Genomic DNA, 19,504 nt, shown 5'->3' on the forward strand with positions numbered 1-19,504 from the left:
AAGCCGTGTCGTCAGTCGACCAGCCCGCGGCGGCGGGCGACGGCGATGGCGCCGTATCCCGCGAGGTCGCGTTGCTCGTCGTCGCCCAGCACGGTGACCGTGCCGGAGAAGAAATCGTCGCCTTCGACCAGCCGGCCGATGGCCTCGCGCAGGATCGGCTTGCCGCTGACGACGAAGCGCGTGCCCGGGCTCATCCGGATCGCGCTGGAATTCTTGAGGGTGAGCAGGTCCGAACCGAGCACCGCGCCAAGCAGGAAGTTGGCGCGCGCATTGGCGTCGTACACGGCGAACTGGTCGAGGATGCGCACGCTGAAGCAGGCGCGGCCCAGGCCGATTTTCTTCGCCGAGGCGGCCCCGGCCAGCAGCATCTCGGGGTCGATGCGCTTGGCGAAACCGTCCTTGAGCGAACCGGCCAGGATGGTGTCGTGAGAAATGACGTGCAGCAGTTCGCCGGCCAGCGTGGTGACGCAGCCGTCGATGCGGCGCTTCGCGTCGATGCTGACGAACTTGGAATGCGAGCCGGGCAAGACGATGACCGTGGGCTCGTCGAGCTTCAACCGTTCGACCAGCGCGAAGGACTCCACTTCCTCGCCGCGCATCATGTCCATCGCCTCGCAATTGTGCAGGCCGATGTGGTCCACCGCGTTGCGTACGCCGGGCACGAACCAGATCGGCTCGTGCCACACGTTCGCGATGAGGCTCTCGCGCATGGCGGCAGCGAGATCGTCGATGCCGGCGGCCGCCACAACGTGCGGAATTTCGCAGAGCCCGACGTTCGAGGTGATCATGCCGGAGGCGATGGCGCGGCCGATGTCGGCCTTGTCGATGTTCGCCGCCGCGAGGGCTTCGGCGATCGTTTCGCGCACGCCTTCCTCGAGCTTCGCCGTGCTGCCCGTGATGGCGGTGTCGCGTACGCCGACCTGCCGGGCGGCCTGTCCGGCCACGACGCCGTCGTGCCAGACGGTGACGCGGGTGTTGGTGGTTCCGGTGTCGACGGTGAGGATGTTCATCGAAGGTCCGTTCGAAAGCGCCATGGATTGTTGGCGTTGCCTGCCGAGGCAGGCAAACTAGAAATTCTTCGGGGTTTCCCCAAGTTTTTTTGAACGAGTCCGCAATGAAGCGCTCATTACCCCTCCATGCCGTGCGCGTGTTCGAGCTTGCAGCGCAGCATATGAGCTTCACCAAGGCGGGCGAGGAACTCTCGCTGACCGCTGCGGCGGTGAGTGCGCAAGTCAAGTTGCTGGAGTCGTACCTCGGCGCGCCGCTCTTTGTGCGAAGCAACAATCGGCTGTCGCTCACGGCGGCGGGCGAGAATTATTTTCCGCGCGTTCGTGACGTTTTTCGTGCGCTGCAACATGCCACGGACCAGGTGATGGGGCAGCGCAATGCTTCCTTGCGGGTCTCGGTGCCGCCCACCTTCGGTACGAAATGGCTGGTGCCGAGGCTGTTCCGCTTCTTCGCCAGACATCCGGACATCGCCGTGGAAGTGGTCACCGACGGTGGCGACGAGGGTGGCTGGGACCTGGCCATCGACGATCGCGTGAACGAAGGCGCCGGGCAGTCGATCCTCGTGGTGAGTGGCTACACGCCAGTCTGTGCCCCCGCACTCGCCGAACAGGTTCGCGGACCGGCGGACCTGCCCGCACAGATGCTCCTGCACGAACGTCCGGGACGCCGTGCCGCGGCGGCGACAGGATGGGACCAGTGGTTCGAGCGTGCGGGCGTCGAACCGGGGCCGGTGTCGCGCGAGATGGGTTTCAGCGACGGCACGATGATGCTCCAGGCGGCGATCGAGGGGCAGGGCGTGGCGCTGGCGCAGGAGCTGCTGGTGGCCTACGACCTGGCCGCGGGCCGGCTCGTGGCTCCGTTCCACCTGGCGTTGCCGTTGCATCACACCTACTACCTGGCGGTGTCCCGCGATGCCGAGCCGCGCGAGGAAACCACCGTCTTCCGCGACTGGCTTTTCGCCGAGATCACGGCAGCCGGTTGACTGGAGCCGGGTGGGAGCCGCTTCACTTGTGGGAGCCGACAAATCGGCAAGCTGGCCGGGTTCTGGTGGGAGCCGACCCTGCCGGCGATCTGCATTCCCGTGGGATCGCCGCTGAAGCGGCTCCCACCATTCCCATGGTCCCGCAGGCCTCACGATGACCGTGCTCAGCAGTCCCGCGCGGCCTTCTTGCGGCGCCACCAGATGACGCCCAGCACGACCAGCGCGGCGGCGATCGCCAACCATACGCCGGTCTGCCCGCGATGGATCCACATCGCCAGCCACTCGTGGTTGTGCGCGCCGAAATACCCCAGGTAGACCCACAGCGGCACGCTGATGGCGGCGGCGAGACCGTCCAGGAGCAGGAAGCGGAAGAAGCCGACGCGATGGGTGGCCCCGGCAGTGATGAACACCGCGGTGCGCATGCCCGGAAGGAAGCGGGCGACGAACATCATGCGGTTGCCGTAGCGCTCGAATTTCTCCTGCACCTTGGCATAGCGCTCCGGCGTGAGCAGGCGCGCGACGAGGCGCCAGCTCATGATCCGCCCGCCGAAGTGACGGCCGAGCAGGAACATCGTGGAATCGCCCACGAGCACGCCGGCCATGCCCACGCCGACCATCGTATGGACGTCGCCGTAGCCCAGCCCGGTGATGATGCCGCCAGCGACGAGGGTGATGTCCTCGGGCAAGGGGATGCCTGCCCCGCAGAGCATCAGGGCGAAGAAGACGGCGAGGTAACCGTTCCTTCCGAAGAAATCGACGAGGTCGTTGAGCAGGTCCATCAGTGGCGCGCGAATCCGGCTGGGGCCGGTCCCTTGGAGGAACGAGGCCGGGATGATCCCACGGATCGCGTTACGCCCACGATGCGGCGCATCATTCGCCGTCCGCCGGGGCGGGGGTGGCGCGGGCGGCGAGGAGGACACGAAGTTCGGCTTTTTCCGTGTCGTCGAGCGCCCCTTCACGGCTGCGGGCGATCAGGGTATCGCGACGTTGTGTCGTGACCTGGCGTTGCATCTGTGCCAGGGCGTCGAGGAATTCCACGCGCTGCATGTCCGCCTCGCCGATGACTTCCGCCTGCATGAGCTTTTGCAGGGAGGGGTATTCGGGGCGGTCCATGAAGTGTTCGACGAGCACGGCGGGATTGATGCCCGGCCGCGCGCGGGCCAGGTCGATCAGTTCGGCGAGCAGGCCGACGCCGGGCCGTTCCAGGCGCAGGAACGGGTAGGGCGGCTCCACCTCTTCGGCCAGTGAAGGCTGGGCGAGGAGCAAGGTGATGGCGCTGCGCACGAGGCTGCGTTGCACGTTGGCCGGGCGCGACGCCGAGGGGCGGGACGGCCCCGGCTCTGGCTCCAGCACGGCGCGGGCCCCGGTACGGCGCTCCAGCTCCTGCGCCATCAGGTCGCGGAAAGCGCCATCGGGCAGCTTGGCGATCAGTGGGCGTGCGCGTTCCGCGAGACGCGCGCGCCCGTCGATCCGGGTGACGTCGACATCGCGGGCCAGTTCCTCGAAGAAATACTCCGACATCGGCATGGATTCCTTCATGCGCTTCTCGAAGCCCTCCTTGCCTTCCTTGCGCACGAGGGTATCCGGGTCTTCACCGTCGGGCAGGAACAGGAAATGGGCCTGGCGGCCGTCGCGCATGCGCGGCAGGATCGATTCCAGCGCGCGCCATGCGGCCTGGCGGCCGGCGCGGTCGCCGTCGAAACAGAAATACACGTCCGGCGCGGCGCGGAACAGCACCTCGGCATGCTCGGGCGTGGTCGCCGTGCCCAGCGTGGCGACAGCGATGGGCAGGCCGGCCTGGTGGAGTGCGATGACGTCCATGTAGCCCTCCACCACCATGATCCGGGTGAGGTGCTGGTGGGCCTGCTTCACCTGCCACAGGGCGAACAACTCGCGGCCCTTGTGGAAGAGCGGGGTCTCGGGTGAGTTGAGGTATTTCGGGCTCTGGTCCGACGACAGCACGCGTCCGCCGAAGGCGATCACGCGGCCGCGCCGGTCGAGGATCGGGAACATCACCCGCTCACGGAAGCGATCGTAGCGGTTGCCCCGCTCGTTGCTGGCGACCATGCCGGCTTCGTTGAGCAACTGACGCCGACGGTCGGAGGTGCCCAGCGCCTTCAGCACGCCGTCGAAGCCGGCGGGTGCCCAGCCGATGCGGAAGCGCTTGACGATCTCGTCGTCGAGGCCGCGCCGGTCGACATAGGCGCGCGCCTCGGCGCTGTTGTCGAGTTCGCGCTGGTAGAAGCTGGCGGCATCGTCGAGCAGGGAGTAGAGGTCGCTGCGGTCTTCACGCGGCTTATCGTCCCGGCCACCCTCGTAGGGCACCTTCATGCCTACCGACTGGGCGAGTTCCTCGATGGCGTCGGGGAATTCGAGGCGGTCGTAATCCATGATGAACTTGATCGCGCTGCCATGCGCGCCGCAGCCGAAGCAGTGGAAGAACTGCTTCTGCGGGCTCACGTAGAACGACGGCGAGCGCTCGTTGTGGAAGGGGCAGCATGCGGTCCATTCGCGCCCGGCCTTCTTCAGCGGCACGCGCCGTTCGATCACGTCGACGATGTCGACGCGAGTCAGCAGTTCATCGATGAAATTGTCGGGAATACGGCCACGCATCAGTCCCCTAGGATGCCATGCATCCGCTTCCGTATGGAGCCTGGCGTGCCCTTAGAAGGCAAGCTTGAAGACGCCGATGACGGCCAGGATCGCGATCACGAACAGGATCAGGAAGATGGCGAAGCACACCTTGGCGATCGTGGCGGCGACGCCCGAGATCTGGCTGAAGCCGAGGGCGCCGGTAACCAGGGCGATAAGGCCGAAGATGATGGCGTACTTGAGCATGGAAATCCTCCGTCAGGCGCCGGAGGATGGCCCGCCAGCCGCGCCGCGCAGGATGCTGGCAGCGCCGTGGCGAAGTCGTGAACGGGCAGGTCGGCTCCACCAGGGCCGGTTCCCAACCGGCTCGGCTCCTGCGGAGGCTATCAGGCCAGCCTGGCCTTCACCTTGCCTGCCACGGCAGCCATGTCCGCGCGGCCGGCGGCCTTTTCCTTGATCAGCGCGACCACCTTGCCCATGTCGCGGGCGGTGGCGGCCCCGGATTCGGTGATGGCGGCATCGATGATGGCGTCCAGCTCGGCCTCGCCCAGCTTGGCCGGCAGGTAGCCGTCGATCACGCTCATTTCGTAACGCTCGATATCGGCCAGGTCGGTGCGGCCTGCCTTGTCGTACTGCTCGATCGAATCGCGGCGCTGCTTCTGCATCTTTTCGAGCACGGCGAGCACCTGGTTGTCGTCCAGCTCGATCCGCTCGTCGACCTCGCGCTGCTTGATCTGCGCCAGGACCAGGCGGATGACGGCCAGGCGGTCCTTTTCACCGCCCTTCATGGCGGCCTTCATGTCTTCGGTGATCTTTGCCTTGAGGCTCATGTCTTTTCTCCGGGACGACGAAAAGCCGGCTTCACCTTTCGGCAAAGCCGGCTCGGGATTTCCGCCTGAGTGCGGGGGCAGCGTAAACGCGCCAACCGCGTTACCATGCCGGCCACGAGGACCGGCTGGTACATCAGTACATGCGGGTCCGGCGCGTCGTGTCGCGGGACAGACGGCGCAGGTGGCGCTTCACAGCAGCGGCACGCTTGCGCTTACGCTCCTGGGTCGGCTTTTCGTAAAATTCGCGCTTGCGCGTTTCGGCCAGCACGCCAGCCTTCTCGCACGTACGCTTGAAGCGGCGAAGGGCAAGCTCAAACGGCTCGTTCTCGCGGACTTTAACGCTCGGCATGGAAACTCCACTTGATTAAACTGACCCGTGAATCCGGGTGAGCCGTGGATTATAACGTGATCGAGATGAAAAATTCAAAGCCCGTTTTGGGCGTGGAAACCTCCTGCGACGAGACCGGCGTGGCCCTGCTGCGCTGGGACCCCGAGAAGCCTGGCCGGGGGCTGCTTTCCCACGCGCTCTTCAGCCAGATCGCCCTGCATGCCGAGTACGGCGGCGTGGTGCCTGAACTGGCCAGCCGTGACCATGTGCGCAAGCTGCTGCCCCTGGTCAGGGAGGCCCTTAAGGACGCCGGCATGACCCCGGCGGACCTGGGCGGCGTCGCCTATACGGCCGGACCGGGGTTGGTCGGTGCCCTCCTCGTCGGTGCCTCGGCCGCCCGCGCCATGGCCTGGGCGCTGGGCGTGCCCGCCATCGGGGTGCATCACATGGAAGGCCATCTGCTCGCGCCGCTGCTCGAGGACGATCCGCCGGAACCGCCCTTCGTCGCCTTGCTGGTCTCGGGCGGCCACTCGATGCTTGTGGAGGTCAAGGCGATCGGCGAGTACCGGATCCTCGGCGACACCCTCGACGACGCCGCGGGCGAGGCCTTCGACAAGACGGCCAAGCTCATGGGCCTGCCCTACCCGGGCGGCCCGGCGCTGGCGAAGCTGGCCGAAGAGGGCACGCCGGGACGCTTTCGTTTCTCGCGCCCGATGGTCGACCGGCCGGGACTGGATTTCAGTTTTTCCGGCCTGAAGACCCAGGTGCTGTTGGCCTGGCAGGGGTCGGACAAGACCGATCAGACCCGTGCCGACATCGCCCGCGGTTTCGAGGAGGCGATCGTCGACACCCTGGCCATCAAGTGCCGGCGTGCGCTGGAGGCCACCGGGGCGAAGCGGCTGGTGATCGCCGGCGGCGTGGGCGCGAACAAGCGGCTGCGCGAACAGCTGGCGCAAGCCGCCGGGGCGGACGGCTTCCGGGTGTATTTCCCGCGCCTGGCGTTCTGCACCGACAACGGCGCGATGATCGCCCTGGCCGGGGCTATCCGGCTGGCCGCCGGCCAGCACCAGGACGAAACGATCCAGGTGTATCCGCGCTGGAGTCTGGAAACGTTGCCGCCCGCGGCTTGAGCGCTTGCGAAATAGCCCCTCCTCGCGGACCCTGTAAGGCCCTTCGCAGCACCTGACTCCATGGATATCGTCTTCATCGAAGACCTGCGCATCGACGCGGTCATTGGCATCTATGACTGGGAACGCCGCATTCGGCAGACCCTGTCGTTCGATCTCGAGATGGCCTTCGACAATCGCCGGCCGGCCGCCAGTGACGACATCGCCGACACGCTCAACTACAAGTCGATCTCCAAGCGTCTCCAGGCTTACGTGGAGGCCTCGAGCTTCGGCCTGGTCGAGACGCTCGCCGAGCGCTGCGCGGAGATCGTGCGCGAGGAATTCGGCGTGACCTGGGTACGCCTGAAGCTTTCGAAGCCCGGCGCGGTGCGCGGGGCCCGCGCGGTCGGCGTTCGCATCGAACGCGGCACGCGTCCGGAATGATCGATCCGAAGGAAGCGCTGACGCTGTTGGAAGGCGCCATAACCTCGCCCGAACTGCGGCGGTTGGTGTTGGTCGCTGGCCTCCTGGTGATCGCCTGGCTCGTCGGCCTGCTCGGCCGCCTTTTCCTGCATCGCGTGGTGCGTGTCGCCACGCGGCACACCCATTGGCGCTGGGACGACGCACTGTACGAGTACGGAGCGTTCCGCTGGCTGGCGCGCACGCTGCCGGCCATCGTCGTCTACTACGGCGTCGCCTTGTTGCTGCGCGTGGACGACGACGGCCTGGGCGTATTCGTGCGCAACCTCGCGGTCTGCTGGATGATCGTCTGCTTCATCGCGGCGATGGCGCAGTCGTTGCTCGCCTTCGAGTCGCTCTACAGCGCGACGCCGGCGGGCAAGCGCTCCATCAAGGGGGTGGTGCAGCTGCTGCAGCTGGCGTTGTGGATCGTCGCCGTGGTGCTGGTGATCACCAAGCTCACCCACCAGAGCATCGGCCTCCTGCTATCGGGCATCGGTGCGATGTCGGCGGTGCTGTTGCTCGTGTTCAAGGACACCATCCTCGGTTTTGTCGCGGGTATCCAGTTGAGCACCAACGACATGCTGCGCGTGGGTGACTGGATCACCATGCCGTCCACGGGCGTCGATGGCGACGTCATCGATATCACGCTGCATACGGTCAAGGTGCGCAATTTCGACCGCACCATCGTGACCGTGCCTACCTGGAGATTGATCTCCGAATCGTTCCAGAACTGGCGTGGCATGTCGGAGTCCGGCGGCCGCCGGATCAAGCGCGAGTTGTTCGTGGACGCCGCCTGCGTGCGCTTCCTGGAGGACGACGAGATCGAGCGTTTCGGCAAGGTCCATCTGCTCACCGCCTACCTCGAACGCAAGCGCGAGGACATCCGGCGCTGGAACGAAGCACTGGGCGAACCGGCGAAGCTGGCGGTGAATCGCCGCCGGCAAACGAATATCGGAGCTTTTCGGGCCTACGCGGAGGCTTATCTCGCGGCTCTCCCGGACGTGCACGACGACATGACCCGCATGGTTCGCATGCGCGACCCGGGTGCCCAGGGCATTCCACTGGAGATCTACTGCTTTACCAATACCGTGGTCTGGCTCGACTACGAACGCATCCAGGCCGATATCTTCGATCACCTCATCGCCATTCTTCCCGCGTTCGGGCTGCGTCCCTTCCAGCAGCCGTCGGGGGGCGACGTGCGCGAAGGCTTCGCCACGCGGCGTGATGCATCCCCGGGCGGGAGCTGACATGGGCCGCGCCTATCTCAGCCTGGGCTCCAATATCGACGCGGAACGCTGGCTCGGGCTGGCGGTGGCGGAATTGCGGAACCGCTTCGGCACGCTCGAGGTTTCGCCGGTTTACCGCAGCGCGGCGGTCGGCTTCGACGGACCTGACTTCCTCAACCTCGCCGTGGCCCTCGACAGCGATCTCGGTCCCGACGACCTCAACGACTGGCTGCACGCGCTGGAAGACCGCCACGGACGCGTCCGTGGCGGTGGGCGTTACGCGAGCCGTACCCTCGACGTCGACATCGTGCTCTACGACGACCTCGTGCTGAGCGGGGAAGGGCACCTGGAAATCCCCCGCGGTGAGTTGCGTCACGCCTTCGTGCTGAAGCCCATGGCCGATATCGCGCCAACGCTGCGTCACCCGGTGAGCGGCCGGACGATGGCGGACTTGTGGGCGGCCTTCCCACAGGAGAGCGAGCCGCTGGTGGTGGATGAAACCTGCACCCGCGCCGTGGCCGGGCTCAACTAAGAAGCGTTCTTTCGTTTGGGGACGGGCTCTTACCGGGTTGCGCTGGCGACCACTCCCGCAAGATGCTACAACGCGTCCACATCGGACCAAGGGGAAACAAGGAAATGGGTAAGTTCGCACGCAGTTGGGCGCTGATGAAAGCCAGCGCCAACATCCTTCGGCAAGACAAGGAATTGATGCTCTTCCCGCTGCTCGCGGGACTGGCCTCGCTCGTGGTGATCGCCACGTTCGCCTGGCCGGTATTCACCCTGGTGTCGCACCACCAGGCGGAGTTCGAAGGCCAGCGCCAGCACGTCTCGCCGATGTTCATGCTGGTGAGCTTCCTCTTCTACTTCGTTCAGTACACCGTGGTCATCTTCTTCAACGTGGCGCTGGCCTCGGCCGCGCTGATCCGCCTGGACGGCGGCAACCCGACCCTGGGCGACGGCATTCGCACGGCGATGGGCAAACTGCCGAACATCCTCGGCTACGCCCTGATCGCCGCGACGGTGGGCATGATCCTTCGCGCGTTGCAGGAACGCCTCGGCTTCATCGGCCGTCTCGTGGTCGGCCTGATCGGCTTCGGTTGGACGGTGGCCACCTTCCTCGTCGTGCCCGTGCTCGCCGCGCAGGATGTCGGCCCCGTCGACGCGGTGAAGCGCAGCGCCGGCGCGCTGAAGCAGACCTGGGGCGAGAACCTGATCGGCAACGCCGGCATCGGCGTGGCCGGCGGCATCCTCACCTTCTGCCTGGTCTTCGTCAGCGGCATCCTGTTCTTCGCCGCGGCCAGTACACAGTCGGTGGCATTGATGGTCGCGGTGGGCGTGATCGCCGTCGTCGGCCTGGTGGCGCTCAGCCTGTTCCAGACGGCGATGCATGGCGTGTACTCCGCGGCCTTGTACCGCTACACGCAGGAAGGCGATCCGGGCCAGGGCTTCGACCGCGCGCTGCTCGAATCGGCGTTCCGCCAAAAGAACTGACGTTCAGATCGTCAGCGCCCGCCCACCATCCACGCGCACGACCTGCCCGGTCGTGTAGCGTGCGTCGAGCAGCAGCCAGCGGACGGCCTCGGCCACGTCCGCCGGCTCGCCCTTGCGTGCGAGTGGCGTCTTCGCGATGAGTGTCTCGGCGGCTTCTTCCGGTTTGCCGGACTCGGGCCACAGGATGGCGCCGGGGGCGACCGCGTTGACACGGATATCGGGTGCGAGATCCTTCGCCAGGGCGAAGGTGAGCATCGCCAGCGAGGCTTTCGCCATCGAGTACACGGCATGCCCCGCGAGCGGGCGCTCGGCGTAGATGTCGACGATGTTCACGATCGCTCCCTTCGCCTCGCGCAATGCCGGCATGGCCGCCTGTGCGAGGAAGAAGGGCGCCCGCGCATTGGCGGCGAACAGGTCGTCCCATTGCGTGGAGGTGGTCGCGCCGACCGGGGTCGGATAGAAGGCGGAAGCGTTGTTGACCAGCCCGTCGAGGCGGCCGAAGCGCTCGACCACGGAGCCGACGAGGGCCGGCAAGGCGGTGTCGTCTTCCAGCGCGGCGGCGAACGTGGCCGCGCTGCCCGCGCGGGCGACGTTGAGCTCATCCGCCAGCGCATCGGCTTCGCCAGCCGAGTGCCGGTAGTGGATCGCCACGACACAGCCCGCGGCGTGCAGGCACCGGACGATGGCGGCGCCGACGCGGCGCGCGCCTCCGGTGACGAGGACGACCGGCTGCTTGTTCATCGCGACTCCCTGTTGATGCGCCCGCGAGCTTGCCGCAAACCGGCGCTCACGTCACCGGGCATTTACGCGTCCGCTTCCGAAGCGTGCCCGTCTTCCTCGACATGCACCTCGCCGCTGAACAGTTCGATCGCCGTCCGGGCGACCTGTCCCGTGTCGTAATAGGCATAGGCGCCCACACCCAGCGCACCGACGATAGGCAACCAGCGGGAGATGCCCTTGCTCACGGTGCGCTTGGAGACACTGACGCCGATGCGCCCGGCCAGCCGTTGCAACACCCCCGTGGCGGCGGTGCGGAAGACCAGACGGTCGCCGACGCGGATGGCCACGTCGCGAAAAGCCTGCGCGGCTGTATGGCGGAACAGGCACCAGAGCATCTGTTCCCGCCCGAGCCGAGCGGTCTTGCCGTAGGCGGCGGCGATGTCGCTGACCAGTTGGCCCTGGATGCGCCAGATCGCGACAAGCTCCGGCAGCACGGTCAGCCACCCCAGCGGGCCTGGTGGCAAGGCCAGCGACCCGGCCGTCACGGCGGCCTTGTTGGCGGCCGCGCTGGCCAGGCGGCGCGCTTCTTCCTCCGCCGAGCCCTTGCTGGCGGGGGAGACGTCGCTATCGGGAATTCGGCTGACGAACTCCAGGATGGCCTTGGCGACGGGGTTGTCGGCGCGTCCGGCGCTCGTCGCGACGATTTCCTTCGATGTCGATGGGGTGTCTCGTTTCGCCATCGGTCTCTCCACGGGTCAGGACGGGCATGGTCGCCGCGACGGCGTGAGTCGATCATGAAGCGCCGTGAAAGCTGGCGGAAAGCTACGCCCGGCACAGTCGCCTCGCCCAATTCCCCCTTGGCGTGTCCGCAAGAAGATACGTTATAACATTTCGATCCTTGGAAGAATCCACGATGACCCCTGCTCGCCTCGCGCTTTGCATCGCCCTCGCCCTGTCCGCCGCACCCGTTTTCGCGGCCGACGACCGGCCGCCGCCGAAGGCCACGGACCTTGGCGAGGTGGACGTGACCGCCCGGTTGGACGAAGCGCGGAACAGCCTGTCGCCCGACACGGGCAGCAGCCAGTACGTCATGGACCGGCAGACCATCCAGGCCCTGCCGCTGGGCGATTCGACGCCGTTGAACCAGGTGATCCTCCAGGCGCCGGGCGTGGTCCAGGATTCCTACGGCCAGTTGCACGTGCGCGGCGACCACGCGAACCTGCAGTACCGCATCGACGGCGTACTCATTCCGGAAAGCATCGGCGGCTTCGGCCAGACCCTCGACGCGCGCATGATCCAGAACGTGAAGCTGCTCACCGGCGCCTTGCCCGCGCAGTACGGCGAGCGGACCGCGGCCATCGTCGACATCACCACGCGTTCACCCAAGGAAGACGGTGTGGGCGGCAGCGTCGGCATCACCGGCGGCCAGTTCGGCACGCTGAACCCGAACGCGACCCTGTTCGGCCGCAGCGGCGCCTGGAGCTGGTTCCTCACCGCGAACTATCTCGAAAACGACATCGGTATCGAGAACCCGACCGCCAGCCGCAAGCCGATCCACGACCACACCAATCAGGTGAAGGCGTTCGGCGACATCTCCTACCTGATCGACAACGACACGCGCCTCAGCTTCCTGTTCGGCGCCACCAACAACCGCTTCGAGATTCCGAACAACCCGGGCCAGACGCCGCAATTCGGTTACCTCGATGTCACCAATTTCGATTCGGCGCAACTCAACGAGCGCCAGAAGGAAAAGACGCGCTTCGGCGTATTGAGCCTGCAGGGCAAGCTGGGAGAAACCGCCTACCAGGTCTCGGCGGGACAGCGGTACAGCAGCCTGGACTTCACCCCGGACGACATTGGCGACCTCATGTTCAACGGTGTCGCTTCCGATGTCAGCCGGGCGAACCGCGCGAGCACGCTCCAGGCGGACTTCTCCACGCCGCTGGGGGACAGCCACACCTTACGCTATGGCATCTACGGTTCGTTCGAAAGGGCGAACGCCACCAATGACGCGCTCGTGTTCCCGGCCGATGCGGACGGCAACCAGACCTCCACCACGCCGCTGAACATCGTCGACGCCAGCCGCATCATCGCCCGCACCTACGCCCTGTACCTGCAGGACGAGTGGAGCATCGGCGAGAAGTGGACGGTGAACTACGGCGTCCGTGCGGATCGCTACGACGCCTTCCGCACGGAAAGCCAGCTGAGCCCGCGCGTCGGCGTGGTGTACCAGCCCACCGACAGCACCACCATCCACGCGGGCTTCTCGCGTTACTTCACGCCGCCGGCGTCGGAGATGATCAGCCCCACCTCGATCGCGAAGTTCGCCGGTACCACCAATGCGCTGCCGGACAACGGCAACGACACGCCGCTGGCCGAGCGCTCCAGTTACTACGACATCGGCATCTCGCAGAAGCTGGGCGATGCGTGGACCGTGGGCCTCGACAGCTACTCGCGCCACGTGCAGCGCATCCAGGATGAGGGGCAGTTCGGCACCGCGCTGGTCTATTCCACGTTCAACTACGACCAGGGCAAGGTCAAGGGTGACGAGCTCACGATCAACTACGACGGCGGCGCGCTCACCGCGTACTTCAACTTCGCGTACAACCGATCGGTCGGCAAGCGGATCATCACCGGCCAGTACAACTTCAGCCCGGATGACCTGGCCTACATCCAGGATCACTTCATCCATCTCGACCACGACCAGAAGTACACCTCGTCGGGTGGCATCAGCTACGCCTTCGCGGACTCGACGCGGATCGGCGCGGACTACCTGTTCGGCTCCGGCCTGCGTAGCGACGGCATCGTGCCCAACGGCGACACCCTGCCGGGGTACTTCCAGCTCAACCTGAGCGTGTCGAGGGATTTCCACCTCACTCCGGCCGGTGCCACACATGCGCAGCTGGCACTGGTGAACGCGCTGGATCGCACTTACGAGATCCGCGATGGTTCGGGTATCGGCGTGGGCGCGCCCCAGTTCGGTCCGCGCCGGGGCCTGTTCCTGTCGTTGCAGCAGGATTTCTGAGGCCCCGGTCCGTCGCTTGACGCCGCCTGGGTGGGGCTTCCGTTATCCTGCGCATTCGTCTACGAATACGCATGGCATGAACGTCAACCTCCCCGCACCAGGCGCCGACGAGCGCGCCCATTCCGATCACCTCGCGTCCCTGTTGCGCGAGGAGATCGCCTCGCACGGCCCCATGCCTTTCTCGCGCTTCATGGAGCGCTGCCTGTATGCCCCCGGGCTGGGCTACTACAGCGCGGGCAAGGCCAAGTTCGGTGCCGAGGGTGACTTCGTCACGGCACCGGAACTGGGCACGCTGTTCGCCCGTTGTGTCGTGCGTGCATTCGAACCGGTACTCGGTTCGGTCGGACCGGACGCGGGGTTCCTCGAACTCGGCGGTGGCAGCGGCGCCTTCGCGGAAGCGGCCTTGCTGGCCCTCGACGCGGCCGGGTGCGTGCCACGGCGCTACATGATCCTCGAGCCGAGCGCCGACCTGCGCGAGCGCCAGCGTGAACGTCTTCATGCCGCGCTTCCCGCCGCCCTGTCTGCGCGCGTGGAATGGCTCGACGGCCCGCCGGAGGCCGAGTGGGAAGGCGTGCTCTTCGCCAACGAGGTGATCGACGCGCTGCCGACCACGCGCTTCACGGCCCGCGATGGCGAGATCTACGAAGAACATGTCGTCCTCGATGGCGAGGGCCGCTTCGTGCGTAACGATCGCCCCGCCGATGCGCTGGTGGGTGGCGCCGTGCGCCACGTGGAGCGTGATCTCGGCCGTGAGTTCGAAGCCGGATACCGCAGCGAGATCCTGCCGCAACTGCCCTATTGGGTGCAGGCGGTGGCGGGTAGCCTGCGTCGCGGCGCGATGTTGTTCGCCGACTACGGGTATACCCGCGGCGAGTTCTACCAGCCCGAACGCACGGACGGGACCTTGCGCGCCTTCTACCGTCATCGTGTGCATGGCGATGCGTTCTTCATGCCGGGATTGCAAGACCTCACCGCGTCGGTGGATTTCACCGCCCTTGCCGAAGCGGGCAACAGCGCGGGATTCGGCGTTGCGGCGTACATGCCACAGGCACGATTCCTGCTCGCGGCGGGAATGCAGGAGTTCTTCGAGAACGACTACCTCGCGCTTACCGACGAGGCGGCACGCTACCGCCTCGCGCAGGAGGTGAAGAAGCTCACCATGCCCGACCAGATGGGCGAGCGCTTCCAGGCCATGCTGTTCGCCAAGGATCTCGATCCAGCCGCGCTGCCGGCCGAGGTGATGGCGGCCGACCAGGGGGCGCGGTTGTAGGTTTTCGCGATAGCTACGACAAGTCGGCTCCCACCCGGTCGATGCGTAGCCGGCTTTTGTGGGAGCCGACCTTGTCGGCGATAGCTACGGAGCGGAACGCGGTACGCCCGCGATCGCCCGCGCCTGCGCCTTCTTCATCGCCTCGCCGATCGCCGGTCCTTGCAGCCCCTGTTCGACGAACGGCTGCGATGTGACCGCCGCCGCGGCCTCGCGGCAGGCGCGCAGGAAATCGGCCTGCGGATACGCGGCTTCCTCGCTTCCCAGCCGGCCACGCTTGTCGGCCATGCACGCCAGCAGGAAGGTCTCCAGGCGTTCAGGACGGCGCAAGGCCCCCAGCGTGTCCAGCAGGCGAAGGATCGTCGCCGGCTTCAGTTCCAGCGCCATGTGCGCGTTGAGATGGTGCTTGCACACCACCTCCGCCATGAACGCGTACTCCGCAGGCACCTTCAATCTCGCCGACATCGCGCGCACCGGCTCGACGCCACGTTGTTCGTGCATGATGTGGCGCGGCAGCACGTCGGCAGGCGTGAGCGCCTTGCCCAGGTCGTGCGTGAGTGCGCACCAGCCGACCAGCGCGTCGCCAGGAGCGAGCCTCGCGGCGGCATCGAGCACCAATTCCACATGGATGCCGGTATCGACCTCCGGATGGAATTCCGGCCGCTGCGGCACGCCGTAGAGGGCATCCACCTCGGGGAACAGCACGCGCAACGCGCCACTGTCGCGCAACACGCGAAGGAAGGCGGATGGGGCCGGTTCGGCGAGCGCTTTCCGCGTCTCGGCCCACACGCGTTCCGGTACCAGGTGATCGACTTCCCCGTCCTCCACCATGCGCCGCATCAACGCCATGGTTTCTCCCGCCACGGTGAAGCCCAGGGGAGCATAGCGGGCCGCGAAACGCGCCACGCGCAACAAGCGCACGGGATCTTCCGCGAAGGCCTCGGAGACATGGCGGAGCGTGCGCGTGTGGATGTCGTGGACGCCGCCGAACGGGTCCACGAGCGAACCGTCCTGGTGGCGGGCGATGGCGTTGATCGTGAGGTCGCGGCGTTCGAGATCCTGCTCGACGGTCACCGACGGGTCCGCGTGGAAGGCGAAGCCATGGTAGCCGCGGCCGGTCTTCCGTTCCGTGCGGGCCAGGGCGTATTCCTCCTTGGTTTCCCCATGCAGGAATACGGGGAAATCCTTGCCCACGGCCTTGTAGCCGGCAGCGAGCATCTCCTCGGGCGTCGCGCCCACCACCACCCAGTCGCGGTCGACCACGGGTCGACCGAGTAATTCGTCGCGTACGGCACCGCCGACCAGATAGATGTCCATACGTCCTTTCAAGGGCGGCGCCGGCTGCGTGCCTCGTCCAGCCGGCGCTGGCGCACCGAGGGGCCGAGCAGGCGTGGCAGCCACGCGGAGAAACGCTGTGGATCGATGCCCAGTTGCGCCAGGCCATCGACCTGGCCGACCGAATCGGTGAGCAGCGAGCGGAAGTTGTCCGGCGTGAATGGCTTGCCCGGCATGAACTGGGCCACGCATGCCTGCAGGCGTCCCAGCGCGTCGGGCATCGGCAGCACGGCGCGGTGCCGGCCACGGGCGTCGCGGATCGCCCGCACGATGTCGATGAGCGTCCAGGTTTCCGGGCCGTAGAGTTCATAGGTGCGCAACACCGACGAGGGATCGGCGACGGCGCGTGCAATGGCCTCGGCCACGTCGCCGACGTAGACGGGCGCCATCCTTGCCTGCGGCCGGGGCAGCGGCACCACCGGGGTCATGCGTAGCAGCTGGTCGAAGCGGCTGACGAGGCCATCGCCGGGACCGAAGATCGTGCTCGGTTCATAGATGGTCCAGTCGAGCGTCGAAGCCTTCACCAGCGCTTCCGCCTCGCCGCGCGCGCGGAGGTATCCAGAGTGACCCTGTCCCGCCTTGAGCGAACTCATCAGGTGCAGGCGATGTACGCCGGTGTCCTTGCAGGCGTCGACCACGAGCCGGGTCAGCTCCGGATAGACGCGCGCGAAGGTGTCCCTGCCGCTCTCGTTGAGGATCCCGACGAGGTGGATCACGGCATCCGCGCCCGCGATATGCCGGCGCAGGGTGGGCGAATCGTAGATGTCGGCGCTGGTCACCTTGACGTTACGGCCCACGGCACTATGGCGGCGGCCTTCGCGATTGCGCGAGAGCAGCAGCAACTCGTGCCCATCGGCGGCGAGGCGCGGAACGAGGCTGCCTCCGACGAAGCCGGTGCCGCCGAGGATGACGATGCGCTGGGTTTTCACCGCTGTGGCTCCTGTGGCGCGGGTGCCGACGATGCCTCGGCGGGAGCGGGCTCCATGACGGCGGGTGCCGTCGGTGGCGCGGCCTTCGCCACGGCGGGCGCGGGACAGGCCACCGGCTTGCGCACCGCGCCCGGCGAAGGCAGCGAGTACGTATTCCCGAGGCGGGTCATGCGCGAGCCGATGGACAAGGCGTTGCCGTTGAGGCGCCAGTCGTAGATCACGGCGAAAGCCATCACGCGCGCGACGTATTCCCGCGTTTCCTTGTACGGAATGCTGGCGACGAACAGGTCGGGATCGAGCGTGCCGCGTGCTTCCACCCACTGGTCGACCTTGTTCGGCCCGGCGTTGTACGCCGCGCTGGCGAGCCAGGGTGCGCCGCTGTAGCGAGCCGCCATTTGCGCGAGGTAGCGGGTTCCGAGCACGATATTGGTCGTGGGTTCGTAGAGGCTGTCGCCACCGGACCACGACAGGCCGTTACGCTTGGCGACCAGCGCCGCCGTGCCCGGCAGCAGTTGCATGAGGCCGCGCGCGTCGGCGCCGGAACGGGCGTCGCTCATCCATGCGCTTTCCGCGCGGATGATCGCATAGGCCCAGGGCGCCTCGATGCCGGCCTGGCTGGCCTGTTCCACGACGCCATCCTGGCGCGCCAGCGGGAAGCGCTGTTCGTAGAGACGCAAGGCGTCGCCGGACGAGAGGCCGAATACCGCACGGTCGTACCAGCCCTTGCGGAACGCCAGGTCGGCAGCCAATCGCTGCGTGTCCGCGTCGCGACCGGCGAGTGCGGCGGTCCATTCACGGCGGCCGAGCTTCTGCAGTCCCACGGCGTAAAGCTCGAACGCGCGGTCGAGGCCCGGGTCGGCCAGCAACGCGGCTTCCCGTGCTTCGTCGGTGGCCATGCTCGAAGGGCAGATCGCATAGGCGGTGTCGATCCGGTCGGCGGCGAGGAAGCCGAAATAGGTGGCTTCCTGCGCCACGGAGCGATAGATCGGTTGAGCCTCGCCCTTGCGCCCCAGCTTTTCCAGCACGAGCGCGCGGAAATAGCGCCACTCGCCATCGTCTTTCTGCGACTCGCCGAGCGCGTCGAGGGCCGCCAGGGCGGATTTCCAATCCTGCCGCGCAAGGGCGACCCGCACGCGCCACTCGCGTGCGGCGTCGGTTTGCGCGCCGGGCGGCAAGGTAGCGAGGCGCTCGAGCGCGGACTCGTCGAAGTCGGTGGCGTGGAACAGCGCCAATGCGTTCTCGATCGCGCCCTTCTGCTGCTCGCTCAGGGAGAAACGTGGTGACAGCGTGGACCAGGCCGCATCGGCCACGGTGGACTGCTTGCGCGCCATGCGTTGCAAGGCCAGCGTCACGGCCTGGCGATGGCGTGGCGTGTCGGGCCAGGTGGACGCGGTACGCAATGCGCTGGCGGGGTCGTTGAGCGCCTGGGCGATGCGCTGCGCGGCGATCGCGTCCTCGGGCGGCAACCAGGGCGCCAGCGAGGCCACCGTGCCGCCCTTGCCTGCCTCCGCGGCCGTCTGGATACGCGTCCACAGACGCTCGGGCGTCAGCAGGCCCTGGTCGTGCGCGGCGGCGATCACGGGATCGCAGGCGTTCGGCAGGCTGGCCTTTTTCCACAGGTCGGCGAGATCGCGGTCGAACACCAGCGGCTCGTTGCGCGCGAGCTTCGCCTGCAATGCGAAACAACTCAACGAGTCGCCCAGGCCGGGCTGATACATCGCGCTGAAGGTGGTCCAGTCCTTGCGCCGTGCAAGTTCACCCAGGAAATCGCGACGCAGGTCGGCGGCGGGAATGAGACCCGGGTAACGGGCCAGATAGGCGTCCACGCGCGCGCGATCCAACGTGCGCAGATCGTGCTCCAGGGCCGCCGCTTCCAGATAAGGAAAGAGCACATAGCCCTCCAGTCCGGCTGCCTGCGCCTTCCACGCGTCGCCACCTTGCTGGGCCACGGCGTAGGCCTGGCGGAAACGAAGGCGCTGGGCTTCCGTGCCCTCCGCCGATGCGGTGAACGTGGCGGCGGCGCCGCAGATGGCGAGGACGACCCCTGCCAGCAGGCGGAGGGAACGGGCGGCGCGTCGCGATGCCGGGGCGGGGACCATGGGATTCCTTCACGGGTACATACCGCATGATTGTAGGGGAACGACGCGCGCAGGCCGGATGAACATCCTGAACGGGGGAATCGCTCTCCCGCCTGCGGGCCGTT

The 19,504-nt window shown here is 66.9% G+C and carries 19 protein-coding genes; 8 read left to right on the forward strand and 11 right to left on the reverse strand.

Annotation, left to right across the window (positions count from 1 at the left end; translation table 11 throughout):
• Positions 1 to 11 precede the first annotated feature (11 nt).
• A complete protein-coding gene (locus J2T07_RS09030; RefSeq protein ID WP_306849112.1) occupies positions 12 to 1,010 on the reverse strand; it encodes a 2-dehydro-3-deoxygalactonokinase in 999 nt (332 codons plus the stop codon).
• A gap of 104 nt (positions 1,011 to 1,114) precedes the next feature.
• Between J2T07_RS09030 and J2T07_RS09035 the strand changes: the two genes are divergently transcribed.
• Entirely contained in the window at positions 1,115 to 1,990 is an 876-nt protein-coding gene (locus tag J2T07_RS09035; RefSeq protein ID WP_306849114.1) for a LysR substrate-binding domain-containing protein, read from the forward strand.
• Between the two features lie 164 nt (positions 1,991 to 2,154).
• Here the strand turns inward: J2T07_RS09035 and J2T07_RS09040 are convergent, their stop codons facing one another.
• From J2T07_RS09040 to rpsU, 5 genes are all read right to left on the reverse strand, one after another.
• Complete coding sequence (locus J2T07_RS09040) at positions 2,155 to 2,769, reverse strand: DedA family protein (protein WP_306849116.1); 615 nt, start codon at positions 2,767 to 2,769, stop codon at positions 2,155 to 2,157.
• A gap of 91 nt (positions 2,770 to 2,860) precedes the next feature.
• A complete protein-coding gene (gene dnaG, locus J2T07_RS09045) occupies positions 2,861 to 4,603 on the reverse strand; it encodes a DNA primase (RefSeq protein WP_306849118.1) in 1,743 nt (580 codons plus the stop codon).
• A 51-nt stretch (positions 4,604 to 4,654) separates the two neighbouring features.
• Positions 4,655 to 4,828, reverse strand: coding sequence for a DUF1328 domain-containing protein (locus J2T07_RS09050; RefSeq protein ID WP_306849121.1), 174 nt, complete (start codon positions 4,826 to 4,828; stop codon positions 4,655 to 4,657).
• 140 nt (positions 4,829 to 4,968) lie between these two features.
• A complete protein-coding gene (locus J2T07_RS09055) occupies positions 4,969 to 5,412 on the reverse strand; it encodes a GatB/YqeY domain-containing protein (RefSeq protein ID WP_306849123.1) in 444 nt (147 codons plus the stop codon).
• Positions 5,413 to 5,545: 133 nt separating this feature from the next.
• The gene (gene rpsU, locus J2T07_RS09060) at positions 5,546 to 5,761 is read right to left on the reverse strand and encodes a 30S ribosomal protein S21 (protein WP_029213735.1); all 216 of its coding nucleotides are present in this window, start codon (positions 5,759 to 5,761) and stop codon (positions 5,546 to 5,548) included.
• A 65-nt stretch (positions 5,762 to 5,826) separates the two neighbouring features.
• On the opposite strand from rpsU, the gene tsaD reads away from it, so the two are divergent.
• From tsaD to J2T07_RS09085, 5 genes are all read left to right on the forward strand, one after another.
• On the forward strand, positions 5,827 to 6,870 hold the full coding sequence (tsaD, locus tag J2T07_RS09065) for a tRNA (adenosine(37)-N6)-threonylcarbamoyltransferase complex transferase subunit TsaD (protein WP_306849133.1): 1,044 nt from the start codon (positions 5,827 to 5,829) through the stop codon (positions 6,868 to 6,870).
• Between the two features lie 60 nt (positions 6,871 to 6,930).
• Positions 6,931 to 7,290 (forward strand): dihydroneopterin aldolase, encoded by a 360-nt coding sequence (folB, locus tag J2T07_RS09070; RefSeq protein ID WP_306849135.1) that lies wholly within the window; start codon positions 6,931 to 6,933, stop codon positions 7,288 to 7,290.
• Positions 7,287 to 8,555: a mechanosensitive ion channel family protein gene (locus J2T07_RS09075; RefSeq protein WP_306849137.1), complete on the forward strand. Its 1,269-nt coding sequence runs from the start codon at positions 7,287 to 7,289 to the stop codon at positions 8,553 to 8,555. The genes folB and J2T07_RS09075 overlap by 4 nt, the downstream gene beginning before the upstream one ends.
• 1 nt (position 8,556) lies before the next feature.
• Positions 8,557 to 9,066: a 2-amino-4-hydroxy-6-hydroxymethyldihydropteridine diphosphokinase gene (gene folK, locus J2T07_RS09080; RefSeq protein ID WP_306849139.1), complete on the forward strand. Its 510-nt coding sequence runs from the start codon at positions 8,557 to 8,559 to the stop codon at positions 9,064 to 9,066.
• A gap of 104 nt (positions 9,067 to 9,170) precedes the next feature.
• A complete protein-coding gene (locus J2T07_RS09085) occupies positions 9,171 to 10,025 on the forward strand; it encodes a DUF6159 family protein (protein ID WP_306849141.1) in 855 nt (284 codons plus the stop codon).
• 3 nt (positions 10,026 to 10,028) lie between these two features.
• On the opposite strand, the gene J2T07_RS09090 is transcribed toward J2T07_RS09085, so the two are convergent.
• Complete coding sequence (locus J2T07_RS09090; RefSeq protein WP_306849143.1) at positions 10,029 to 10,766, reverse strand: pteridine reductase; 738 nt, start codon at positions 10,764 to 10,766, stop codon at positions 10,029 to 10,031.
• A gap of 62 nt (positions 10,767 to 10,828) precedes the next feature.
• A complete protein-coding gene (locus tag J2T07_RS09095; RefSeq protein ID WP_306849146.1) occupies positions 10,829 to 11,485 on the reverse strand; it encodes a hypothetical protein in 657 nt (218 codons plus the stop codon).
• A 173-nt stretch (positions 11,486 to 11,658) separates the two neighbouring features.
• Here J2T07_RS09095 and J2T07_RS09100 point away from each other — a divergent pair, with 173 nt between their 5' ends.
• Together J2T07_RS09100 and J2T07_RS09105 are read left to right on the forward strand one after the other, a co-directional pair.
• Positions 11,659 to 13,770: a TonB-dependent receptor gene (locus tag J2T07_RS09100; RefSeq protein ID WP_306849148.1), complete on the forward strand. Its 2,112-nt coding sequence runs from the start codon at positions 11,659 to 11,661 to the stop codon at positions 13,768 to 13,770.
• 76 nt (positions 13,771 to 13,846) lie between these two features.
• Positions 13,847 to 15,040, forward strand: coding sequence for a class I SAM-dependent methyltransferase (locus tag J2T07_RS09105; RefSeq protein ID WP_306849150.1), 1,194 nt, complete (start codon positions 13,847 to 13,849; stop codon positions 15,038 to 15,040).
• An 84-nt stretch (positions 15,041 to 15,124) separates the two neighbouring features.
• Here J2T07_RS09105 and J2T07_RS09110 read toward each other — a convergent pair whose 3' ends face one another.
• Genes J2T07_RS09110 through J2T07_RS09120 form a run of 3 tightly spaced genes read right to left on the reverse strand, consistent with a single transcriptional unit; the run spans position 15,125 to position 19,400 of the window.
• Positions 15,125 to 16,354 carry a multifunctional CCA addition/repair protein gene (locus tag J2T07_RS09110; protein ID WP_306849152.1) on the reverse strand — a complete coding sequence of 410 codons (1,230 nt, stop codon included), beginning with the start codon at positions 16,352 to 16,354 and terminating at the stop codon, positions 15,125 to 15,127.
• A gap of 8 nt (positions 16,355 to 16,362) precedes the next feature.
• The gene (locus J2T07_RS09115) at positions 16,363 to 17,301 is read right to left on the reverse strand and encodes a complex I NDUFA9 subunit family protein (protein ID WP_306849154.1); all 939 of its coding nucleotides are present in this window, start codon (positions 17,299 to 17,301) and stop codon (positions 16,363 to 16,365) included.
• On the reverse strand, positions 17,298 to 19,400 hold the full coding sequence (locus J2T07_RS09120; RefSeq protein ID WP_306849155.1) for a transglycosylase SLT domain-containing protein: 2,103 nt from the start codon (positions 19,398 to 19,400) through the stop codon (positions 17,298 to 17,300). Before J2T07_RS09120 ends, J2T07_RS09115 begins: the two co-directional genes overlap by 4 nt.
• Between the last annotated feature and the right edge of the window lie 104 nt (positions 19,401 to 19,504).

The sequence above is a fragment of the Luteibacter jiangsuensis genome, from assembly GCF_030812295.1.
GTDB classification, from domain to species: Bacteria; Pseudomonadota; Gammaproteobacteria; order Xanthomonadales; family Rhodanobacteraceae; genus Luteibacter; species Luteibacter jiangsuensis_A.